The 19,111-nt window shown below is 35.1% G+C and carries 12 protein-coding genes; 6 read left to right on the forward strand and 6 right to left on the reverse strand.

From position 1 onward, the window contains the following. Positions 1-123: 123 nt before the first annotated feature. The 3 genes from gnd to VB796_RS21780 form a co-directional block, all read right to left on the reverse strand. A complete protein-coding gene (gene gnd, locus VB796_RS21770) occupies positions 124-1,020 on the reverse strand; it encodes a phosphogluconate dehydrogenase (NAD(+)-dependent, decarboxylating) (protein ID WP_323348704.1) in 897 nt (298 codons plus the stop codon). 119 nt (positions 1,021-1,139) lie between these two features. Beyond that, positions 1,140-2,678 (reverse strand): SusD/RagB family nutrient-binding outer membrane lipoprotein, encoded by a 1,539-nt coding sequence (locus tag VB796_RS21775; protein WP_323348705.1) that lies wholly within the window; start codon positions 2,676-2,678, stop codon positions 1,140-1,142. A 202-nt stretch (positions 2,679-2,880) separates the two neighbouring features. Beyond that, the gene (locus VB796_RS21780) at positions 2,881-6,075 is read right to left on the reverse strand and encodes a SusC/RagA family TonB-linked outer membrane protein (RefSeq protein ID WP_323348706.1); all 3,195 of its coding nucleotides are present in this window, start codon (positions 6,073-6,075) and stop codon (positions 2,881-2,883) included. Between the two features lie 236 nt (positions 6,076-6,311). Between VB796_RS21780 and VB796_RS21785 the strand changes: the two genes are divergently transcribed. From VB796_RS21785 to VB796_RS21795, 3 genes are all read left to right on the forward strand, one after another. After that, positions 6,312-7,190, forward strand: coding sequence for an AraC family transcriptional regulator (locus VB796_RS21785; protein ID WP_323348707.1), 879 nt, complete (start codon positions 6,312-6,314; stop codon positions 7,188-7,190). Positions 7,191-7,262: 72 nt separating this feature from the next. Next, complete coding sequence (locus VB796_RS21790) at positions 7,263-8,783, forward strand: gluconokinase (protein WP_323348708.1); 1,521 nt, start codon at positions 7,263-7,265, stop codon at positions 8,781-8,783. 252 nt (positions 8,784-9,035) lie between these two features. Beyond that, positions 9,036-10,460 carry an ATP-binding protein gene (locus tag VB796_RS21795; RefSeq protein WP_323348709.1) on the forward strand — a complete coding sequence of 475 codons (1,425 nt, stop codon included), beginning with the start codon at positions 9,036-9,038 and terminating at the stop codon, positions 10,458-10,460. 112 nt (positions 10,461-10,572) lie between these two features. On the opposite strand, the gene VB796_RS21800 is transcribed toward VB796_RS21795, so the two are convergent. After that, entirely contained in the window at positions 10,573-11,328 is a 756-nt protein-coding gene (locus VB796_RS21800; RefSeq protein WP_323348710.1) for a glucose 1-dehydrogenase, read from the reverse strand. A gap of 127 nt (positions 11,329-11,455) precedes the next feature. Between VB796_RS21800 and VB796_RS21805 the strand changes: the two genes are divergently transcribed. The 3 genes from VB796_RS21805 to VB796_RS21815 all read left to right on the forward strand — a co-directional run bounded on the left by VB796_RS21805 (position 11,456) and on the right by VB796_RS21815 (position 15,420). Continuing rightward, positions 11,456-11,809 carry a helix-turn-helix domain-containing protein gene (locus tag VB796_RS21805; protein WP_323348711.1) on the forward strand — a complete coding sequence of 118 codons (354 nt, stop codon included), beginning with the start codon at positions 11,456-11,458 and terminating at the stop codon, positions 11,807-11,809. Between the two features lie 72 nt (positions 11,810-11,881). After that, positions 11,882-12,913: a helix-turn-helix domain-containing protein gene (locus VB796_RS21810; RefSeq protein ID WP_323348712.1), complete on the forward strand. Its 1,032-nt coding sequence runs from the start codon at positions 11,882-11,884 to the stop codon at positions 12,911-12,913. A gap of 101 nt (positions 12,914-13,014) precedes the next feature. After that, positions 13,015-15,420, forward strand: a complete 2,406-nt coding sequence (locus VB796_RS21815; RefSeq protein ID WP_323348713.1) for a serine hydrolase — start codon at positions 13,015-13,017, stop codon at positions 15,418-15,420. Positions 15,421-16,161: 741 nt separating this feature from the next. Here the strand turns inward: VB796_RS21815 and VB796_RS21820 are convergent. Together VB796_RS21820 and VB796_RS21825 are read right to left on the reverse strand one after the other, a co-directional pair. Further along, positions 16,162-17,541, reverse strand: coding sequence for a vanadium-dependent haloperoxidase (locus VB796_RS21820; protein WP_323348714.1), 1,380 nt, complete (start codon positions 17,539-17,541; stop codon positions 16,162-16,164). A 235-nt stretch (positions 17,542-17,776) separates the two neighbouring features. Continuing rightward, positions 17,777-18,949 carry a hypothetical protein gene (locus tag VB796_RS21825; RefSeq protein WP_323348715.1) on the reverse strand — a complete coding sequence of 391 codons (1,173 nt, stop codon included), beginning with the start codon at positions 18,947-18,949 and terminating at the stop codon, positions 17,777-17,779. Positions 18,950-19,111 lie beyond the last annotated feature (162 nt).

Consider the following 19,111-nt stretch of genomic DNA (forward strand, 5'->3'; position numbering starts at 1 on the left):
AAACTTTACGTCGATTGAAATAGACCACAGATAATACAGATTTAACAGATTTACACCGGGACGCACAGTCTGATAAAATTTCAATAAAATCTGCGTAAATCTGTATAATCAGTGGTCTAATTATTATTTCTTCTCAACCGCATGACCACCGAACTCATTTCTAAGAGCAGCCACTACTTTTCCAGAGAAAGTATCTGTCATTTGTGAACGGTAACGCATCATTACAGACATGGCAATTACGGGTGTTGGTACGCCCAAATCTAAGGCAGTTTCTAAAGTCCATTTCCCTTCGCCCGACGAGTGCATGATGCCTTTGATTGAATCTAATTGTGGGTCTTTTGAGAAAGCTTTTTCTGTCAATTCCATCAACCAACCTCTCACAACTGAACCATGATTAAACATTTTAGCGGTTTTTTGAAAATCAATATCAAATTCAGAATGTTCAAAAACTTCAAAACCTTCCGCAATAGCTTGCATCATTCCATACTCAATTCCGTTGTGAACCATTTTGGTAAAATGCCCACTTCCTGCTGCTCCTGTATGTAAATATCCGTTTTCAACTGAAATATCTTTAAATACTTTTTCAACATAAGCAAAGACTTCATTTTCACCACCAATCATGGTACAAGCTCCATTTAATGCCCCCGAAGTTCCGCCCGATGTTCCACAATCTAAGAAATCTATATTTTTGGTTTTCAGATAGTTATACCGTTTTTTAGACTCCTTAAAATTTGAGTTTCCACCGTCGATGATAATATCGGCAGGATTTAAAAAAGGCAATAATGTTTCAATAACTTTATCTACAATTTCACCCGCAGGAACCATCAACCAAATTACTTTTCGGTCTGTTAATTGCTGACATAATTCGTCAATAGAGTTGCCTGTTTTGATTCCTTCAGCCGCTATTTTTTGAACAAAATCTTGATTTACATCATTAGCTACTACTTCGTAACCATTTCTTTTTAAGTTAAGGGCAAGATTGAAACCCATTTTGCCTAATCCTATAATTCCGATTTGCATACTTTTCTGTTTATAATTAATTCCCTCAAAGGTAAAATAAAGACTCCATGTTTTTCATGGAGTCTATAAGGTTTATGACTTTGAAAGGTTGTATTGTTCTTTTTAGTTGTACTCATTTTCTACTTATCCCACCAAACTTTTGCATCCAAATCATCTGCTCCCATTCTGGTGATAGCTTCTTTAACATTTACGCTATTGACTGAGATTTCAGAATTTGGGTAGGTCAATCTTCTGATAAATGTACCTTTAATACTTTTTCCTGGGAATGGATTTGGTGCTAAATTTGGAAAACCACTTCTTCTGAAATTGGCAAATGCTTCAGGCCCATTCAAGAAAGAGGCAACCCAATATTGCGTATTTATTTGCTCCAAAGCTTTACTTGCATTGTATGGATTTTCTTTTTGATAAGCCTCAATTGCCGAAGCAGAAACTGCCGAATTAGCATCATATAAAGCCATTTGTTCCATGTGTAATTTTACCCCTTTATTGAAAAATGCCTCAACAGTTGCACCCGTAATCCAGCCACGTTGGGCGGCTTCTGCCAAAAGTAATTGCGTTTGGGCAGCCGTTACCAAGAACATCGGCGAAGTCGTTTTTGCCATGCGAGTTCTATCCACTTGGCTATAATCATAGAAACTCGCCAATTTTGATTTCGTTACTTCTGTTACAATTGAACCATTATCAAATCCAAAAGGCATTCCAATTTGTTGTGTTGGGTCGGTCGTTGCACGAGCAGAGGTTTGCTCAATTCCCGATTTTGCCCCCACATATCTTAAGGCAATAGATTTTAAGCGTGGGTCATTTGTTTGTTGTAAAAAAGTAACAAATGGAGCTCCCAAATAAATATTACTCGATTCTGTCGAATTGAGTGTTTGCCCAAGTGCATTCAAATAATTGGCATCATGTTTTATGAAGGCATTATCAGAATTTGCTTCCATAATTCCTGACTGAAACGCTTTTTGAACAATTGATTGTGCTTGAGTAGCATCAATTTTAGTTAATCTCATACCTGCACGAAGCAACACAGAATTTCCAAATTTTTTCCAAAGACTGATATTTCCTCCGTACAAAACATCCGCAGTTTCAATGGTTTTTGAAGCATCCAGAGCAGCAGTAGCTTCGGTTAATTCTTTAATAATTCCTGCATAAACAGTTTGTTGCGAATCATATTTTGGCGAAACTAATTGGTCTGTATAGCCTTTTCCAGCTTCTGAGTAAGGAATATCACCGTAAGAATCCGTCAAAACCAAAAAACTATATGACTGTAAAATACGAGCCATGTTATAAAGGTTACTTCTGGCGGGCAAACTTTTAGTTTTTGAAATCACGTCATAAGTATTGCGAATCACCGAACGATAATAACGCTGCCAGTTTTGTTGGGTATTGTCCCGAATATCCTGATTATAATTTGCCCCTGCCAAAACGCCCGAATTTGGCGAAATCATTTGCTGAACAATGCCAATTTCATACAAAATTGTCCCTGTTGGAAACGATGTATTTATGGTAGCATTATTGAGTATAAAAACGGGATTAACGGATGTTGCGGCAGTTTTATTAACATTCAGTTCATCAAACCCTTTATCGCAACCACACATTAAAAAGCAAAGTACGATGCTTAAAATGGTAGTTTTATGGAAATATTTATATTTGATTTTCATAAGAATTTTCTTTTTATGAATTATAAATTTCAAGTCGCAAATGCTAAATTTAACCGCTGACGGGGTGAAAAACCGCCGTCAGGGATTATTTCTGTTACCCTGACGGGGTTTTCACCCCGTCAGCGGTTGCGACTTAATATTCTAATTTCGTTCTTTTTATATTTTTTATATTAAGATAAGAAGTCTAATCTACGTGCTAACCCTAAAACTTAGCATTCAAATTGAACCCAATACTACGAGTTGTTGGCAAACCCGTTGATTCCATACCCACCAAATTATCCGATGAATAACCAAATGAATCTGGGTCAATATTAGGAACCCATTTCTTAATCAAGAATACATTATTGGCTGTCAAGCTTAATTTAAGCGTTTTTACAGGGAATGATTTTGGTAAAAATTTACTCAAATCATAACCTGCCGTAATCTGACGTAGTTTCCAATATCCTCCATTAGAAACCACTGGTTCAATAATTGCCTGTGAACGAACCACCGACCAATAATCTTGAACTGGGGCTTTAACCGTATTTGGTTCGCCTTTTTCAGTTACGCCAACGCCCAAAACTCCGCCTTCACGACCTTCCAAAGTCATTTGGTGCAAACCATGACGAACGGCATTGAAATTTGTACCCGAAAGCATCATATTTCCCAATTTGAAATCAATCAAGAACGAAAGCGTTAACCCTTTGTAATTGAATGAGTTAGTAATTCCTCCCATCCATTTTGGTAAAGCACTGCCATACGAAATCAAGTCTGATGTTTTTAAAGGAAGACCGCTTGTTCCAAAAATCATTTGCCCTTGAGCATTTCTCTTAAAGCCAAAACCATAAATTTGCCCCATTTCTTGCCCTACAATTTGGCGAAGTTCACCATTGAAAACGTGCGTTCCCGTCGTAATTCTTTCGCCTTCTTTATCGGTTGTCAAACTCAATACTTTGGTAATGTTATAAGAGCTATTCACGGTTACATTCCATTGAAAATCACTATTTTTTATCGGTGAAAATGCCATTAACATTTCTAAACCATTGGTTTGACTTTTTCCACTATTAATCAAAGAATTGGTAAAACCAGAAGCATCCGAAATTTGAGCCGATACAATTTGGTCGCTCGTAACTTTTTGGTATGCCGCTAAGTCAATCGAAAGACGGTTTTGGAATAATTTTAATTCTAAACCAATTTCAGATTCTGAAGTACGCATTGGTTTCAAATTTGAATTAGGAACGGTAGCTCCCGACGAACCTCCAATGGGTTGTGGATTTCCTACTGGATTAGCAAATAAGTTGGCATTGATGGCATAAAACAAATTATTTGAATACGGAGAAACGTCTGTATCACTACCAACCTCAGCATAAGCCACTCGTAATTTCCCAAAACTCAACCAACTTGGAATACTCGAAAGTGATTGAGAAAAAACATAACTTCCTGATATAGAAGGATATAAAATACTTCTATTTTCTTTGGAAAGCGTTGAAAACCAGTCATTTCTGGCGGTAACGTTCAAGAATAAAAAGTTTTTGTAAGAAAATTCACTCGAACCATAAATAGAATTTACGGACCTTTCAGACAAACCATAAATTGGGTCTTTTACTCGTCCGTTCATCACTGTATAAAGGTCACGAACCACAAAATCAGTTACTTGCGTTGAGTTTACATCAGAACGACGATACATTTGATTACCTCCAACGTTTAAATCAATGCCAAAATCGCCAAAAGTTTTGCTTGCCATCAATAAAATGTCGGCGTTAGTTTCTCTAAATCTGCGTGACTCTTGGGTATAAACGCCATTGACAAAACCTACTGGAGCAGGCGTAAGTGACGCTTGTCCCGTTGGAAAATTGTTATAATCTTGGTCACGTGACCAATAATCCTGACCTACTCGCCCTTGCACCGAAAGCCAATCTAATAATTTATATTTCACTGAGATATTTCCGAAAATTCTATCACGGGTAATATTTTGAAATTGTTGTGAAAGCGTAAAATACGGATTGGTTCTATTTTTAAATCTTGAATAAACGTACTCGTCGCCATTGGCATCAAATTTCTTGGCTTCCAACAAATCAAAAGGCATTGAATTTGCCATATTATATACCGCCGTTGGAATAGAGTTATCTTGATTCGCAATATTTGGCGGGTTTTTATTAAACTCATTTGAATAATTGACGTTACCAGAAATACTTAATTTTTTAGAAATATCATAGGCATAACCCAAGTTTATCGTCTTGCGGTTAAACGTGTTATTGGGTACAATTCCTTTGTTATCCATGTTGGCAAACGACAAGGTAAGTCCGCCTTTTTCGGTATTTGAAGAAATGGAAACCGTATTTGTGAAGTTAGTTCCATCTCTAAAAAACGTTCTAATTCTATTTTGTACAGGTACGTAAGGCACAGTTACGCCATCAAAAAGCACTTGAGTCATACCAGCTTGAAATTTTTCTCCAAACGACCACTGTCCCGATGTTGGATTGGCAGTAGTTGGACGAACACCGTTTTCACCTTGACCATAAACGTATTGATAATCCGTAAAATCTAAAGGTGTATCATTCGTAAAATTTGAGTTAAACGAAACGCCAATTCCTTTTGAATCACCTTTGGTTTTGGTAGTAATCATAATTACGCCATCCTTCGCACGTGAGCCATAAAGTGCGGCTGCCGTTGCACCTTTCAAAACGGTCATATTTTCAATATCATCTGGATTGATACTTGAAAGTCCATCACCACCATCAGATGTATTTCCACCGCCACGTACACCAATTGAATTATCAGATGCTGCATTTCCTGGATTCGTACCAAAGTTAGTATTATCAATTGGAATACCATTTACCACAATGAGAGGGCTATTTTGTCCAGAAATCGAACTTTGTCCTCTGATTCTAATTTTAGACGTTCCAGCAGGGCCTGTTCCCAAAGGAGCAATATTTACACCCGCAATTTGTCCTTGCAAAGCGTTCATAAAATTGGGTGTTCTGTTTTCGGTTAATGCTTCACGAGTGATGGTTGAAACAGAGTACCCAACTTTTTTTGCATCTTTTTTGATACCCAAAGCCGTAACTACTACTTCTTCCAAATTTTTATTATCATCTACCAAAACTACATCAATAGTCGTTTTACTACCTACGTTAATTTCTTTGGTGGCATAACCAACTGCACTAAAAATCAAGGTTACATTATTGCCAACCGAAAGTTTATAATTTCCAGTTGCATCGGTACTTGTTCCTTTGGTTGTTCCCTTTATTTTGACGGCAACTCCAGCAATTCCATCATTAGATTTGTCTGTAACAAGCCCCTTAATAGATAAATCTTGAGAAAAGGATACGGCAGAATATAGTATAAAACCTATTGCCAAGATGATTTTGGACAGGTTTTGTAGTATATGAAGACCATTTAGTCTAATTCTTTTCATATTTCTTAATTTTAAATGATTTGAGTGATTGTGGATAAATTTTGAGTTAAGATTTGCTAAATATCATTAAGTCAGCGATGTAAAATTTCATCATTATTTAAAGAAAAACTTTCATTTATTTACAGCGGTGGATTTTGTAATATTTTCATAATTAATTGACCTAATTTTACATAAGGAATGAGTAAACAACATCTTTTAATGATTCTTTACCCATTCTCAACGATTTTAGAAAACCGATGAATCCATTTATATTGTGTCAAGGAAAGTCTAAAGAATTAGCTTCTTTCTCGCACATTATTGAATTTGCCAATCATAAAATTCAAAATATTCAGCTCAATTCTCAGGAAATACAAGCAAGTGAAGGCATTAAAATTTGCTTGATTACTGAAGGGAAATTTGACTGGAATATTGACGGACAGCAGTTTTTACTCTATCCGAATGATACTTCCATGACCAGTCCTTGGCAGTCTATTGGGAGTAGTAAAGGAGCGTATGATATTGGGGCTTTGACTTGGATAACGATAAAACCAAAAATATTTGAACCGACTGGAGAATTGATTTTGGGAGATTGGAGTGGAATTTCAGAAACTGACCAAAGAGTAATTGGAAAATTGCTTTCGCTCAATAAAAAGCCTATCTTAACCCGTTTGAAAAACTGTCAGCAGATATTTCAACACCTCGAATCAGAGTTTTTTTCCAAAGAATTAGGTTATCGAACCCGCATCAATCACTTAATTGATGAATTATTAATTACTGCGGTGCGACATTTGAGTAAACAGGATAACCTCAGGCGAGATTTCCCCCAAACTTTTTTGAAATTGGAGCAGACTTTGAGAGAAAATCTTGCTCATCCGTGGACGGTTGAAGAAATGGCGGGTTTGGTCGGTTTAGGAACAACCGCTTTTACAGAAAAAGCAAAGGCGTTTTCAGGCTTTTCTCCGCTGAACTATCTCATCAATATCAGGATTTCGGAAGCGATTAAATTATTAAACCGCAAAGATTTAAGTTTGACTGATATCGCTTTGGAAACGGGTTTTTATTCGTCCCAACATTTTTCATCAACCTTCAAAAAACTGACGGGTTATACGCCACGAGAGTTCAGGAAAAGTAAGTAATACAGGTTTCTAACCTGTCAGTTTAAAGTTTTTCATGACAGGTTAAAAACCTGTCCTACTTAAAATAAAAACATGGATTGTCTGCTTACCATCGACATAAATACTTCAACCGTTAAAATTCATGCTTTTGACATGAATGGAAGGGTTATTTGCTGCAAAAAAGGCTCGTATCCAACCTTTCATCCTCAACCCGATTATAGTGAGCAAGACCCCGAACAGATTTTTATTACGACTTTGTATATTCTCAAAAATATGCTGAATGAGTATATTCATCCCAAAAAATACAAGGTAAAAACCATTTGTTTTAGTGCATCAATGCACAGCGTTTTGCCTGTTGATAAAAATGGAAATCCATTGGGAAATGCCATTATTTGGGCGGATAATCGAGGGGTGAAAGAAGCAACATTATTAAAAAAACTGCCACAAAATGAAAGCATTTATCACACCACAGGAACGCCCATTCACCCGATGTCGCCTTTGATAAAAATTTCGTGGATAAAAAATCATGACCAAGAACGCTTTAACCAGACTTATAAATTTATCTCGTTGAAAGAATATGTTATCAAGCAATTTACGGGCGAATATGTGATTGACCATAGTATTGCTTCTTCTACGGGGCTTTTTGATATTCATACATTCAAATGGCATCAAGATTCCCTTGATTTTGCAGGCATCACCGCAGACCGACTTTCTGAACCAGTTTCTGTTTTTAACTCAGAGGTGTTTTTGAAAAAAGAATACTGTATCACGCTCGGTTTACCAACCAAAACGCATATTATTATTGGAGCCAGTGATGGATGTTTGGCAACACTTGGAGCAGGAATTATTGGGCAAGGAAAAGCAACCATTACAATTGGCTCAAGCGGGGCAGTACGAGTAGCTGGTAAGGAAGTTTTACGGGACGAAAAACAACGTTTTTTCAACTATCTTTTGGCAGAAGGACATTACGTTTCGGGCGGCCCTACCAATAATGGGGGAGTCGTTTTTGAGTGGTTTGCTCGTCAATTTGGTAATTTTTCAGAAGATTTAGATTTTGAAGATGTCCTCAACGATTTGTTTAAAGAAGCTACTCAGGTGAAAGCTGGAGCAGAAGGTTTACTTTTTTTACCGTATTTATTGGGAGAAAGAGCCCCACTTTGGAACGCAAATGCCCGTGGAATGTACTTTGGTTTGAATATTAGTCACCAACAAAAACACTTTGTTCGAGCCACTTTAGAAGGTATTTTATTTGAAATTTATAGCATCGGAAAAATACTCGAAACACACCGAAATTTTGATAGTATTTACATCAACGGGGCTTATGCTTCCTTACCACTGTGGACACAAATCTTAACAGATATGTTCGGAAAAACGATTCATGTCAATGATAATCATGACAGTGTGGCGATGGGAACGGCTTTATTAGCTCTGACACAATTGGGCGTTTATCAAAATTTAGAAGAAGCCGCCGCCACTGTAAAATCAGTTGAAACGTATCATCCCAAAGTTCAAAATCATGAAATTTATATGAAATATTTTAAGATTTTTAAAAGATTAAGTTACAAGCTTTCGGACGAATTTGAAGAAATTGTTTTGCTCCAACAGGGGGAATAATTTGACGCTATTTAATAAACTACCACTTCTTTACGGAATACTCTCATAGAAGCCACATTTCAAATCATGACGGCTTAACGAAACTCAACAAGCAATCCATTTTACCCAAATTGAGCATAAATATGTTCAATAAGAATTGCCAATTATCAGCCAAAAAAAACCAAATTTCAACATTTTGGCTGATAACAGTAAATTTATTAGCCAAAATACATAATTTTAACTATTTTTGGCTGATAATAAAACTTGGGAGACATGAAATTAATTGGGAGAATTAGAGAAATTCAGAAAATCGAAAAACTGATGGGTTCGTCCCAATCTGAATTTTTGGCGGTTTATGGTAGAAGGAGAGTAGGAAAAACTTTTTTAATAAGAGACTACTTCAAAAACAATTTTGACTTTTATGCCACAGGACTCGCCAAGGGTAATACAAAGCAACAACTCACCAATTTTACTATTTTTATTAATAGTTACTTTTCTGCTACGCATACAATTCCAACTAATTGGCTGGAAGCGTTTAATCTTTTAATTAAAGAATTAGAAAATTTAGACTCATCAAAGAAAAAGGTGATTTTTATTGATGAAATGCCGTGGATGGATACCAAAAAGTCTGACTTTATGATGGGACTTGAATTTTTCTGGAATTCGTGGGCAAGTGCCAAAAATGACGTTTTACTAATTGTATGTGGCTCAGCGGCATCGTGGATGCTTAACAACTTAATCAAAAATACGGGAGGATTATATAACCGTGTAACTGAAAGAATTAAATTAGAACCATTTGATTTACGGGAAACTAAACATTATTTCTCCTCTAAAAATATCATTTTAGACCATTACCAAATCATTCAATTATATATGGTCATGGGAGGTATTCCTTATTACTTAGACCAAGTTGAAGCTGGAAAAAGTGCGATGCAAAATATTGAAGATTTATGTTTTAGAAATGACGGAAAACTTAGAACGGAATTTAGTTATATTTTTTCCTCTTTGTTCAGAGAGGCTGAAAAACATGAATTAATATTGAAAACATTGTTTGGAAAAGGAGGGTCATTGACCAGAGATGAATTGGTAAAATATACCAAAATTCCAACAGGAGGGACAATGACAAAAACGTTGAATGAATTGGAAGAAAGCGGTTTTATTACCAAACTACCCAAATTTGGCTTAAAAACAGCAAAATCGGTCTATTGTATTTCGGATTTTTACACCCTATTTTATTTTCGATTTATTGCTACGGCGGGCAAATATGAACCTAATATTTGGTTGAATAACATTGATAATCCAGCTTTTAGAACATGGTCGGGGCTTGCCTTTGAACAAGTATGTTTTGCTCATGTTCCACAAATAAAAAGGGCTTTGAATATCGGAGGTGTATCAAGTAATACTTATTCGTGGCAAACAAAAGGTGACGACGAAAAAAAAGGCAGCCAAATAGATTTGGTAATAGAGCGAAGAGATCAAGTAATAAATTTATTCGAGATAAAGTTTTCAATCAATGAATTTGTGATTACAAAAGATTACGATGCCAAATTACGACACAAAATACAATCATTTAAGGAATCAACAGCGACAAAAAAGACTATTTTCCTTACGATGCTGACGACTTTTGGCGTAAAAGCCAACGAATATTCAGCCTCAAGTATCCAAAATGAATTAACAATGGATGCCTTGTTTATGTGAGAAAATCGTAGAAATATGATTAAAAGCCCCGTTCTAAAATCAATTATCGTTCTCCATTTTGAAAACTCAATATATTTAGAGCGAGGCAATAAATTTAAGCTAACTAATAAAATTAAAATCCATAAATTCCCCCAGAAACCGTTATTTTCTCTCCGTTAATCCATGTGGCATCATCAGAGGCAAGAAAGACCGCTACTTTGGCAATATCATCTGGCTGACCGATGCGTCCAAGTGGAGTATTGGCAATCATCGTTTTTTCCATATCGCTACCTGTTATGCCAGCAGTTACAGTACCTTCTGTTTGCACACCACCAGGCAAAATAGAGTTGATGCGGATATTTCTGCCACTAAATTCTTTTGATAATGAAACCGTTATAGAATCTAATGCTGCTTTTGTCGCTGAGTAAATCGACATCATTGCTAAAGGCAAAGTGCTTACCACCGAGCTGATGTTGATAATTGTTCCGCCATCATTTCCAAATTGTGCTACCGCTTCTTTGATAGTCAGCAAAGAACCTAATACATTGATGTTAAATTGCTGATGAAACCCCTCTTCTGTGATTCCTTCAATTGGTGCTCCTTGATAAACGCCTGCATTATTTACCAAAATATCTACTGTACCAAACGCATTTTTGGCTTCTTCAAACAGTCTGGCAACGTCTGATGATTTTGACACATCGCCATGGATTGCAATGGCTGTTCCGCCATTTTCTGTAATAGATTTCACTACCTGCTCTGCATCTTCTTTACTCGACGCATAATTTACAACCACTTTTGCACCTGCTTGAGCATAAGCTTTTGCTATACCCGCACCAATTCCTTTTGATGCACCCGTAACGATTGCTACTTTATTTTCTAACTTACTCATCTTTTGTTTTTTATAAATTTGAGTTGCAAAGGTATATTCAGTTAATTTATTTTAGTAACTTTGTATCTAAAAGTAACAGTATCATTCAAGTAACGAAGTAACTCACAGGTAACAAATAAATAGGATTATGAAATGTAGTGTATTCCAGTCAGAAGAACATAAAAAAAAGATGATGGCAGTTCAAGATTCAATGGATGTGCTGAGTGGCAAATGGAAAATAACCATTATTTCCTCTATTTGTTATTATAACAAAAGACGGTTTTCAGACATTTTGAATGATGTTATTGGTATTTCCAACAAGATGTTGAGCAAAGAACTGAAAGAATTGGAAGTAAATAAAATAATCAAAAGAACTGTTTTAGATACCCAACCTATCACGGTTCAGTATGAACTCACTGAACACGGTTTGACCTTACGAACCATAATTAATAACCTGACTGATTGGGGAATAACACACCGAAAAGAGATAATTGGGAAGTAAAATTACAATTAAGACAGGTTTTATCATTGGTTAGCTTTAGCCTACTTAAACAACTATTAATTCGACTTAATAATGACAGACTCAAGTCAGTTGCTTTTCTTTTTTAGTGCATTAGGTGCTTTTAATGGTCTATTGCTGTCAGTATATTTTGCCGTAAATGCGAAAAAGAAAATTTTCTCAAATTATTTCTTATCACTACTACTTTTGGTATTAAGTGTTCGAGTTATAAAATCTGTATTCTTCTACTTTAATCCTAATCTATCAAATATTTATATCCAAATTGGGCTTTCCGCCTTAATACTGATTGGCCCATTTCTTTACTTATTTCTAAAATCTAATTCTGAAAATCAAAAATCTAATTGGGGTATTCATATTTTACCATTTTTAATAGGTATTTGTGTGGTAGGCACTTTTTATTCTTATGTTGACCATCGTATTATATGGATTAAATGGATTGTAAAAGCTATTTATTGGCAATGGTTTATTTATATAGTAGTATCTTTTAAATACATCCAACCCATTCTGAAAAAAGTCAAAATAAAAGACAGTATAAAAAAAATAGATATTTGGCATCTTAGTATTTACACAGGAACATTTTGTATATGGTTAGCCTATTATATAGCAGCTTATACATCATACATTGTTGGGGCTTTATCTTTCACATTTATTTTGTACTTAATGGGCTTGCTTTTACTTTTTAAAAACAGTAAAACGTCCACTTTTTTTCAAGAAAAAGAAAAGTATAAAAACAAAGAAATTGATAATGATACAATAGCACACATTGCAGAAAATCTTTCTATTCTTGTTAAGAAAGAATTGTACCTGAAACCCAATTTTTCACTTGAAGAAGCCGCAAAAGAAATGAATGTATCCAAACACGTATTATCTCAATATTTGAATGTCATGCTTGGCAAATCGTTTACTAATCTCATTAATGAGTATAGGATTGAAAAAGCAAAAGAGTTATTGGAAATAGAAAGCAACCTGACCGTTGAAGGTATCGGATATGATAGTGGTTTTAGTTCAAAATCCACTTTTTTTAGCACATTTAAGAAAATAACAGGCAAAACGCCCAATGAATACCAAAAAATGTCACTCAAATAAGTACAGTTTTATAACCCCGAACTCCTATACCATAAAATAAGACTTTCAAGCCATTTCCTTACCTCATATTTGCACATATTTAAAATTAAAAAAAAGCAAATATGTACACAATAATTTCAAGGTTGAGGTTGCTACTGTTGACAGTCATTTTTTCCAATTTCTTCTCAGCCGCCATTTTTTCACAAAACAAAATTCTGTTTGTAGTTTCTAATCAAGCGTATTATGGAACTACTAATATTAGAACATCTAATCATTTTGGTGAGATTGCAGTTCCGTTTGATATTTTTACAAAATCAGGATTTACAGTAGATTTTGTAAGTCCCAATGGCGGAACTGTGCCTATTGGTTACATCAATACTTCAGATAGTATTCATAAAAAATACCTGTATGATAATTTTTTTATGAATAAACTCAAAAATACGATGAAGCCAAATAAGGTTGTTTCAGAAAATTATAGTGCCATTTTTTATGGAGGTGGCGGTGCGGCTATGTTTGGTATAGCAGAAAACAAACTCATTCAAGACCTTGCAAGGAAAATATATGCAAACAACGGGGTGGTTTCTGCAATTTGCCACGGTACAGCAGGCTTGGCATACTTAAAAGATGAAAATGGAAAATCACTTTATAAAGGCATAAAAATAACAGGCTTCGCAGATAAATTTGAAGATAAAACAGACGATTATTACAAAACATTTCCTTTTTCTATTGACCAAGCCATAAAAGATAATGGAGGCAATTTTGTACAAGCGGATAAATTGGGGGAAGGTTTTTATGTGGTAGATGGGCGGTTTGTTACGGGACAAGACCCAAGTGCAGGAGCGAAAATGGCTTCTGAAATTATCATGCTTATAGAAAAGAACAAATTTGCTATTCCGCAAGCAACCCTAAAAAACTTGGATAAAGTATTCTCTGAATGGGATAATTCTACTGCCAAATTGGGTGTAGCGGCTGGTCTAATAAAAGATGGTAAAATCGTTTATTTAAAAGGCTTCGGGAGTGCCGATATTACCAACGAAATTCCCATCAATACTGATACTAAATTTCAAATTGGGGCTATGTCTAAGCAATTTACAGCCTTTGCCATTTTATTGCTGGAAGAACAAGGAAAATTATCTCTATCTGATGAGGTAAGAAAATATATTCCAGAATTACCTGATTTTGGACATAAAATTACCATCAAACATCTACTGAGCCAATCCAGTGGAATACACGACTTTTGGGCTTTAAAGGAAATTGCAGGTTGGAGAGGAAAAGATGTTTTTACAAAAAAAGATGCTTTAGATTTGATTTTCCAGCAAAAGGAATTGGACTATGAAACAGGTACAAAGTTTTCTCACACTTCTTCTGGGCTTATTTTATTAGCTGAAGTAATAAAACAAGTTACGGGTCAAACGCTTGCTGAGTTTTCTGAGAAACATATATTTCAACCTTTAAAAATGACCAATACGTTGTTTTGTGATGATTCTGAAATGATAATACCCAATGTAGCTATCTCGTACCAAACCACAAATAATAGATTCAAAAAAAATGACATCAATTACTCCATTGTAGGAACTACCAATTTATATACTTCAGTGGCAGATTTGAACCGTTGGTATCTTAATTTTGAGAATCCCAAAGTAGGCAGCAAAAAATTGATAGAAAAACTATATTCGCCAGTTACCTTAAATGATGACAAAACTACTTTTAATCCAACTTTAGGAAGATTGTTGTATGGTCAACAATATTTACATTCGGAAAGAGGTATTCCCAAAATATGGACGTATGGCTTAGAAAGCGGTTTTAGTAGCAATATATTCATATTCCCGAATCAAAAAACCATTTCGTTTGTATTAGGCAATAACAACAGATATAATGGTATCCTTGCTATGAATATGGCTTTAGAAATACTTGGCAATATATTTCCAGAGCCTCCAACTATTGACTTCGGTAAGATAAAAACTATCAAAATGACACCTCAACAATTAGGTGCATACAGTGGCTTTTATTGGGACAATGAAAGAATGTCAGCTCTTAGAGTTTATGTAAAAAATGATACTTTACACTTTCAATCTTTAGGTAGTAATGAGGAAAACAAATTAATACCAATATCAGAGAATAGTTTCCAAATGGTGATTGATGGTGACGATGTTATTATGGTAAAATTTCGTCGAGAGAATGGCAAAATGAAAATGATTTATACTTCAGGTGAAAGCGATGAATATCTATATGAATCATACAATCCCATCAACCAATCAATCGCTGATTTAAGCGAGTTTACAGGCACATTTTATAGTCATGCGTTAAAAGCAACCTACACAATATCTAACAATGAAAAGGGGCTTTTCACGAGCAATAAAAATCAACCCATCATAAACCTTACCCCTATTCAGTTGAATTTGTTTCTAAGTAATTCAAGAAATCTTGGGAGCATTCAGTTCGTTCGTAATAAGCAAGAAAAAATCACGGGGTTTAAGATAAGCTCTGATAGAATTAAGAATCTATTTTTTGAAAAAATCAAAAACTAATTCGTAAAATTTGAATTTATGAAATTCCCCGAAATTGTCTTGATAATAGAAGGATATTTTCTTAATTTATTGATTCGACTGATTCTGATAATTATGATTTACCATTATCTATTTTAATTATATTTCACCAGTCGTAAGCCATGAGTAAAGTGTTCCATAAAATGATTTACGGCTGTTTCTTCAAAACTATAAACTATTTGTCTGCGACAAATTTAGACCACAGATTGAACTGACTTTACAGATTTACAAAGATAAAATCAGCGAAAATTAGAACGGAATTATCTACTAATTGTCGCAAGACAAAATTAGCCCACGGATAGAACAGATAAAACAGATTTACACTGATTTTTCTTTAAATTTATCCGTGTAAATCCGTTGAATCAGTACAATCTGTGGGCTAATTTTATTCTGCGACAAATTGTAGATAGTTCCGAATTAGAATAATCAGTTCAATCTATCGTTTGTCTTGCAAAAAACCCTTTATCGTTGCGTATTTATTTCGCTAAACTTCAAGAGTGAGTTTCAATTAATTTATAACAGAAAGCACGACTGCCATTCTTTAATTGCTTCTAAAATTGGTAGAAATGCTAATCCTTTTCAGATAACTTTATAGCCATAAATGCTGATGTAACCAACCTTGAAGGAGTATTTTAAGAAACCTTTGAAAATTTAAACATTCGTAGTTGCTTAAATCACACGATGAACAGGAAAGATAAAAAACCCTAATTGGATTATGATTTTTTATCTTTTCCAATGAATACGATTGATATTTTTACCTATTTTTTTTCCTTCTTCTAACCCAACCAAATTATCTTGCATGGTGTGAATTCCCCCGTAAAGCCTTGAAATACCACATTCTTCTGCTATTTCGGAAATTGTCCTAAAACGTCTATTCTTATATTCTACTTTTCTTATTTCGTCTTTTGCTCTGCTTTGATACATATTATCCTCAAGGTAAATATTATCTCCAAACACACCAATTAAAACTTCAGAAGTCGCTGCCATTTGGGTAGAATGTCCCGAAGGAAATCCTGGAAATGGAGGTTCTGGCCAATATTGTACGAATTTTTTATCAATATTCGCTTTGATATATTCCGCAGGTCTTTCAGAATGATACGTGTATTTATTTTTCCAACAGTTGATAAAAGCCTCTGCACACGCCATTCCAACTTTTGCAAAAACCATTGCTGAAACCATCAAATCCGACTTTTGAGTTTTTAGGATTGTCATGGCGAGCCAGTACGAATGCCCAGAAGGAGCAGTTGTAAAAGCGGGGTCGTCTCCCCACCAATTTGCAATTTCTTTTTGTTCCTGCGTGAGTTTTTTCTGAATATCATAAACCTGCTTAAATTGTTTGTAGCAAGCCGATGTGGTGTCTTTTGAATAAGGAATTATTTTGGCGATTTCTAAATCACTATTTGCTTTAACAAACGTCCGATTTTTGCCCCAATATGGATGCAAAGGCATTAAAACGGGAGATTGCCCTTTTAGTGGTGGAATCCAATATCCTTCTCCTTTGGGGAATTTGTAATTCGGGTCAAAATTTTGATAATTCATCTCGTGTCCTCCGTCTGTCATTGACCAACGATAAATATAATCAGCAATCGTTTTTCCGAATTTTATAGACCTATTTATAGTGGCGGAATCTTCCACAAAACATTCTCTTTGGCGTAAAATGGCAATTTCTAAAGAATCTAATTTTGAAATAGACAAACGCCCCGAAATCCTATTATAATCAGATTTTAACGGTTGCCACAATAATCTAAGAATCTTCGACTGACCCGCATTTAGCACAATTTCCCAATCGTATTTTTTACCAATTTCTGGCTTCGGTAAAGCTCCTAAACCATTAATTTGTGGGGCAATAGACTGATATTTATCACTACTATTCACAACTGATTCGTACATGACAATTCCCGTGTAGGCGAGCGTTCTGGAAATAAATGTTGGTGATTTATTGGGTTGTTCATTAATAAATTCCAGCGTTTTTTTTGCCCATTTTATAGCTATGTCTTGACTATTTTTCTGTTTTTCTTCGATTTTATTTTGAGATAAAATCGAAGAAAATATCAATAAAAATGGAATGATAAGAAAAGATAAATGGCGGAATATCATTTTCATAAATATTAGTTCTGGATTGTAAAGAATTCAACAAACGAAATAAATTTTCAAGTGGTTAACCATTGATAGTATTTTTCTATTATCAACGCTTTTTTTGCAATTCAACTATCTCATTATAAGCACATTAGAAAAAAATAGCATTGACAACTTAATACAAAACAACTTCTGTATTGCTAATTCATAAAAAAAGGACTATCTATCGAAAGTCCATTTTAGTATATTACCCAATCTTTAATTATTTGTCTAAACCTCCTTTCCACTCAGGAGTTGTTGTTTTCTTTCCAATTCTGAACGCATATCCAATGTTGATTGAATAATCGGCAAAAGCAGCATCACCCTGTACGTGAACATATTTTGTAGGGTCTGTAATCACACTATTTTGTAAGTTTTGGTTTGCAATATCAGCCGCACTTTGAATACGGTTTCTCACCATATTTTTTGGCACAAATAAGGTAAAGGTATGTTGTCCTTTACGGTATGTAATGCCTGGTTCGATAGCAATAACATAACCTGGACGACGATACGCAACCTGTCCACCAAAGGCATCATACGCCGGGATTCCTTCAAATCGTCCTGCCAATGAAACAGTTAAATTTTGTTTTTTACCAATTGGCATCATGAAACCAGCTCTACCAAAATATTGGTCTGGGGAAGCATAAATTTCGTATCCTTCCAAACCTGTTCTTGCCGCAGATTTGAATGTTCCGTTCGCTTCTCTCGGACTAAACATATAATATCCATTCGCAAAACCGTAAATATTTTTATAAATCGCCTTGAAACCCTGTAATTCAATTGAAAAACCTACTCCGCCGTCACCAGGTTGAATAGCTTGATCCATTACGGCACTTTTCTTTGTTCCATCAGTTTGTAAAGCATCATCTATTTCGGTGTAACTACCCGTTGCCAATTTGATACCCAAACCAAGACTTAAGTTTCCTTTGCTTGCTTTTTGGGGATTTTTCAACCAGTAATTTGCCCCAAAACGCACATCTGCCATTCCTTTGGCGTAAACACTATAACGAGTTCTTGCTTTTGAAACGGCATCTTGGTTAAGTACCAGAGTCTGTGAACGCTCATTATCAACGTATGGAAGGGTTATGTAAGCAGACAAACGGTCAGAAATTCCATAGGTAAAATTTAAATCAACGGCGTGTGAATATATATTAACAGCAGTGCCTAATTCTTGGCGTTGAGGTTGTTCTTCAGTACCCACAAAATGACGAAAAGAATGAAAATAACGATAATTCGCTCCCACTTGAATTTCTCCTTTGGCAAGATTGTACGACGACGAAGAAAGCCCTGTTAGTCCACCCATTTGGCGAACAGCCACACAACCTTGTGCTTGAATATTCTGATTGACACCAATTGCCAAAACGGCAAAACCAATTACTTGTAAAAGTTTTTTCATCCTAATATGTTTTTTAATGGAGTTTAAAGAATAACAGATAAATACCAACTTGTTTTATTAAAATTGAATCATTCTATCGTTATATTTTCCAAATTTACGGATATTTAAAATTAATTTCCAAATAAGTGGAATATTATTTTGAAAATTAATTTTAGATAAATC

Origin of the sequence: Arcicella sp. LKC2W (assembly GCF_034931005.1) — a bacterium.
Taxonomy (GTDB): Bacteria; Bacteroidota; Bacteroidia; order Cytophagales; family Spirosomataceae; genus Arcicella.

Excerpts from the sequence above, each read along its gene's own strand:
- gnd (WP_323348704.1), bottom strand. The coding sequence starts at position 1,020 with ATGCAAATCGGAATTATAGGATTAGGCAAAATGGGTTTCAATCTTGCC.
- VB796_RS21775 (WP_323348705.1), bottom strand. The coding sequence starts at position 2,678 with ATGAAAATCAAATATAAATATTTCCATAAAACTACCATTTTAAGCATC.
- VB796_RS21780 (WP_323348706.1), bottom strand. The coding sequence starts at position 6,075 with ATGAAAAGAATTAGACTAAATGGTCTTCATATACTACAAAACCTGTCC.
- VB796_RS21785 (WP_323348707.1), top strand. The coding sequence starts at position 6,312 with ATGAATCCATTTATATTGTGTCAAGGAAAGTCTAAAGAATTAGCTTCT.
- VB796_RS21790 (WP_323348708.1), top strand. The coding sequence starts at position 7,263 with ATGGATTGTCTGCTTACCATCGACATAAATACTTCAACCGTTAAAATT.
- VB796_RS21795 (WP_323348709.1), top strand. The coding sequence starts at position 9,036 with ATGAAATTAATTGGGAGAATTAGAGAAATTCAGAAAATCGAAAAACTG.
- VB796_RS21800 (WP_323348710.1), bottom strand. The coding sequence starts at position 11,328 with ATGAGTAAGTTAGAAAATAAAGTAGCAATCGTTACGGGTGCATCAAAA.
- VB796_RS21805 (WP_323348711.1), top strand. The coding sequence starts at position 11,456 with ATGAAATGTAGTGTATTCCAGTCAGAAGAACATAAAAAAAAGATGATG.
- VB796_RS21810 (WP_323348712.1), top strand. The coding sequence starts at position 11,882 with ATGACAGACTCAAGTCAGTTGCTTTTCTTTTTTAGTGCATTAGGTGCT.
- VB796_RS21815 (WP_323348713.1), top strand. The coding sequence starts at position 13,015 with ATGTACACAATAATTTCAAGGTTGAGGTTGCTACTGTTGACAGTCATT.
- VB796_RS21820 (WP_323348714.1), bottom strand. The coding sequence starts at position 17,541 with ATGAAAATGATATTCCGCCATTTATCTTTTCTTATCATTCCATTTTTA.
- VB796_RS21825 (WP_323348715.1), bottom strand. The coding sequence starts at position 18,949 with ATGAAAAAACTTTTACAAGTAATTGGTTTTGCCGTTTTGGCAATTGGT.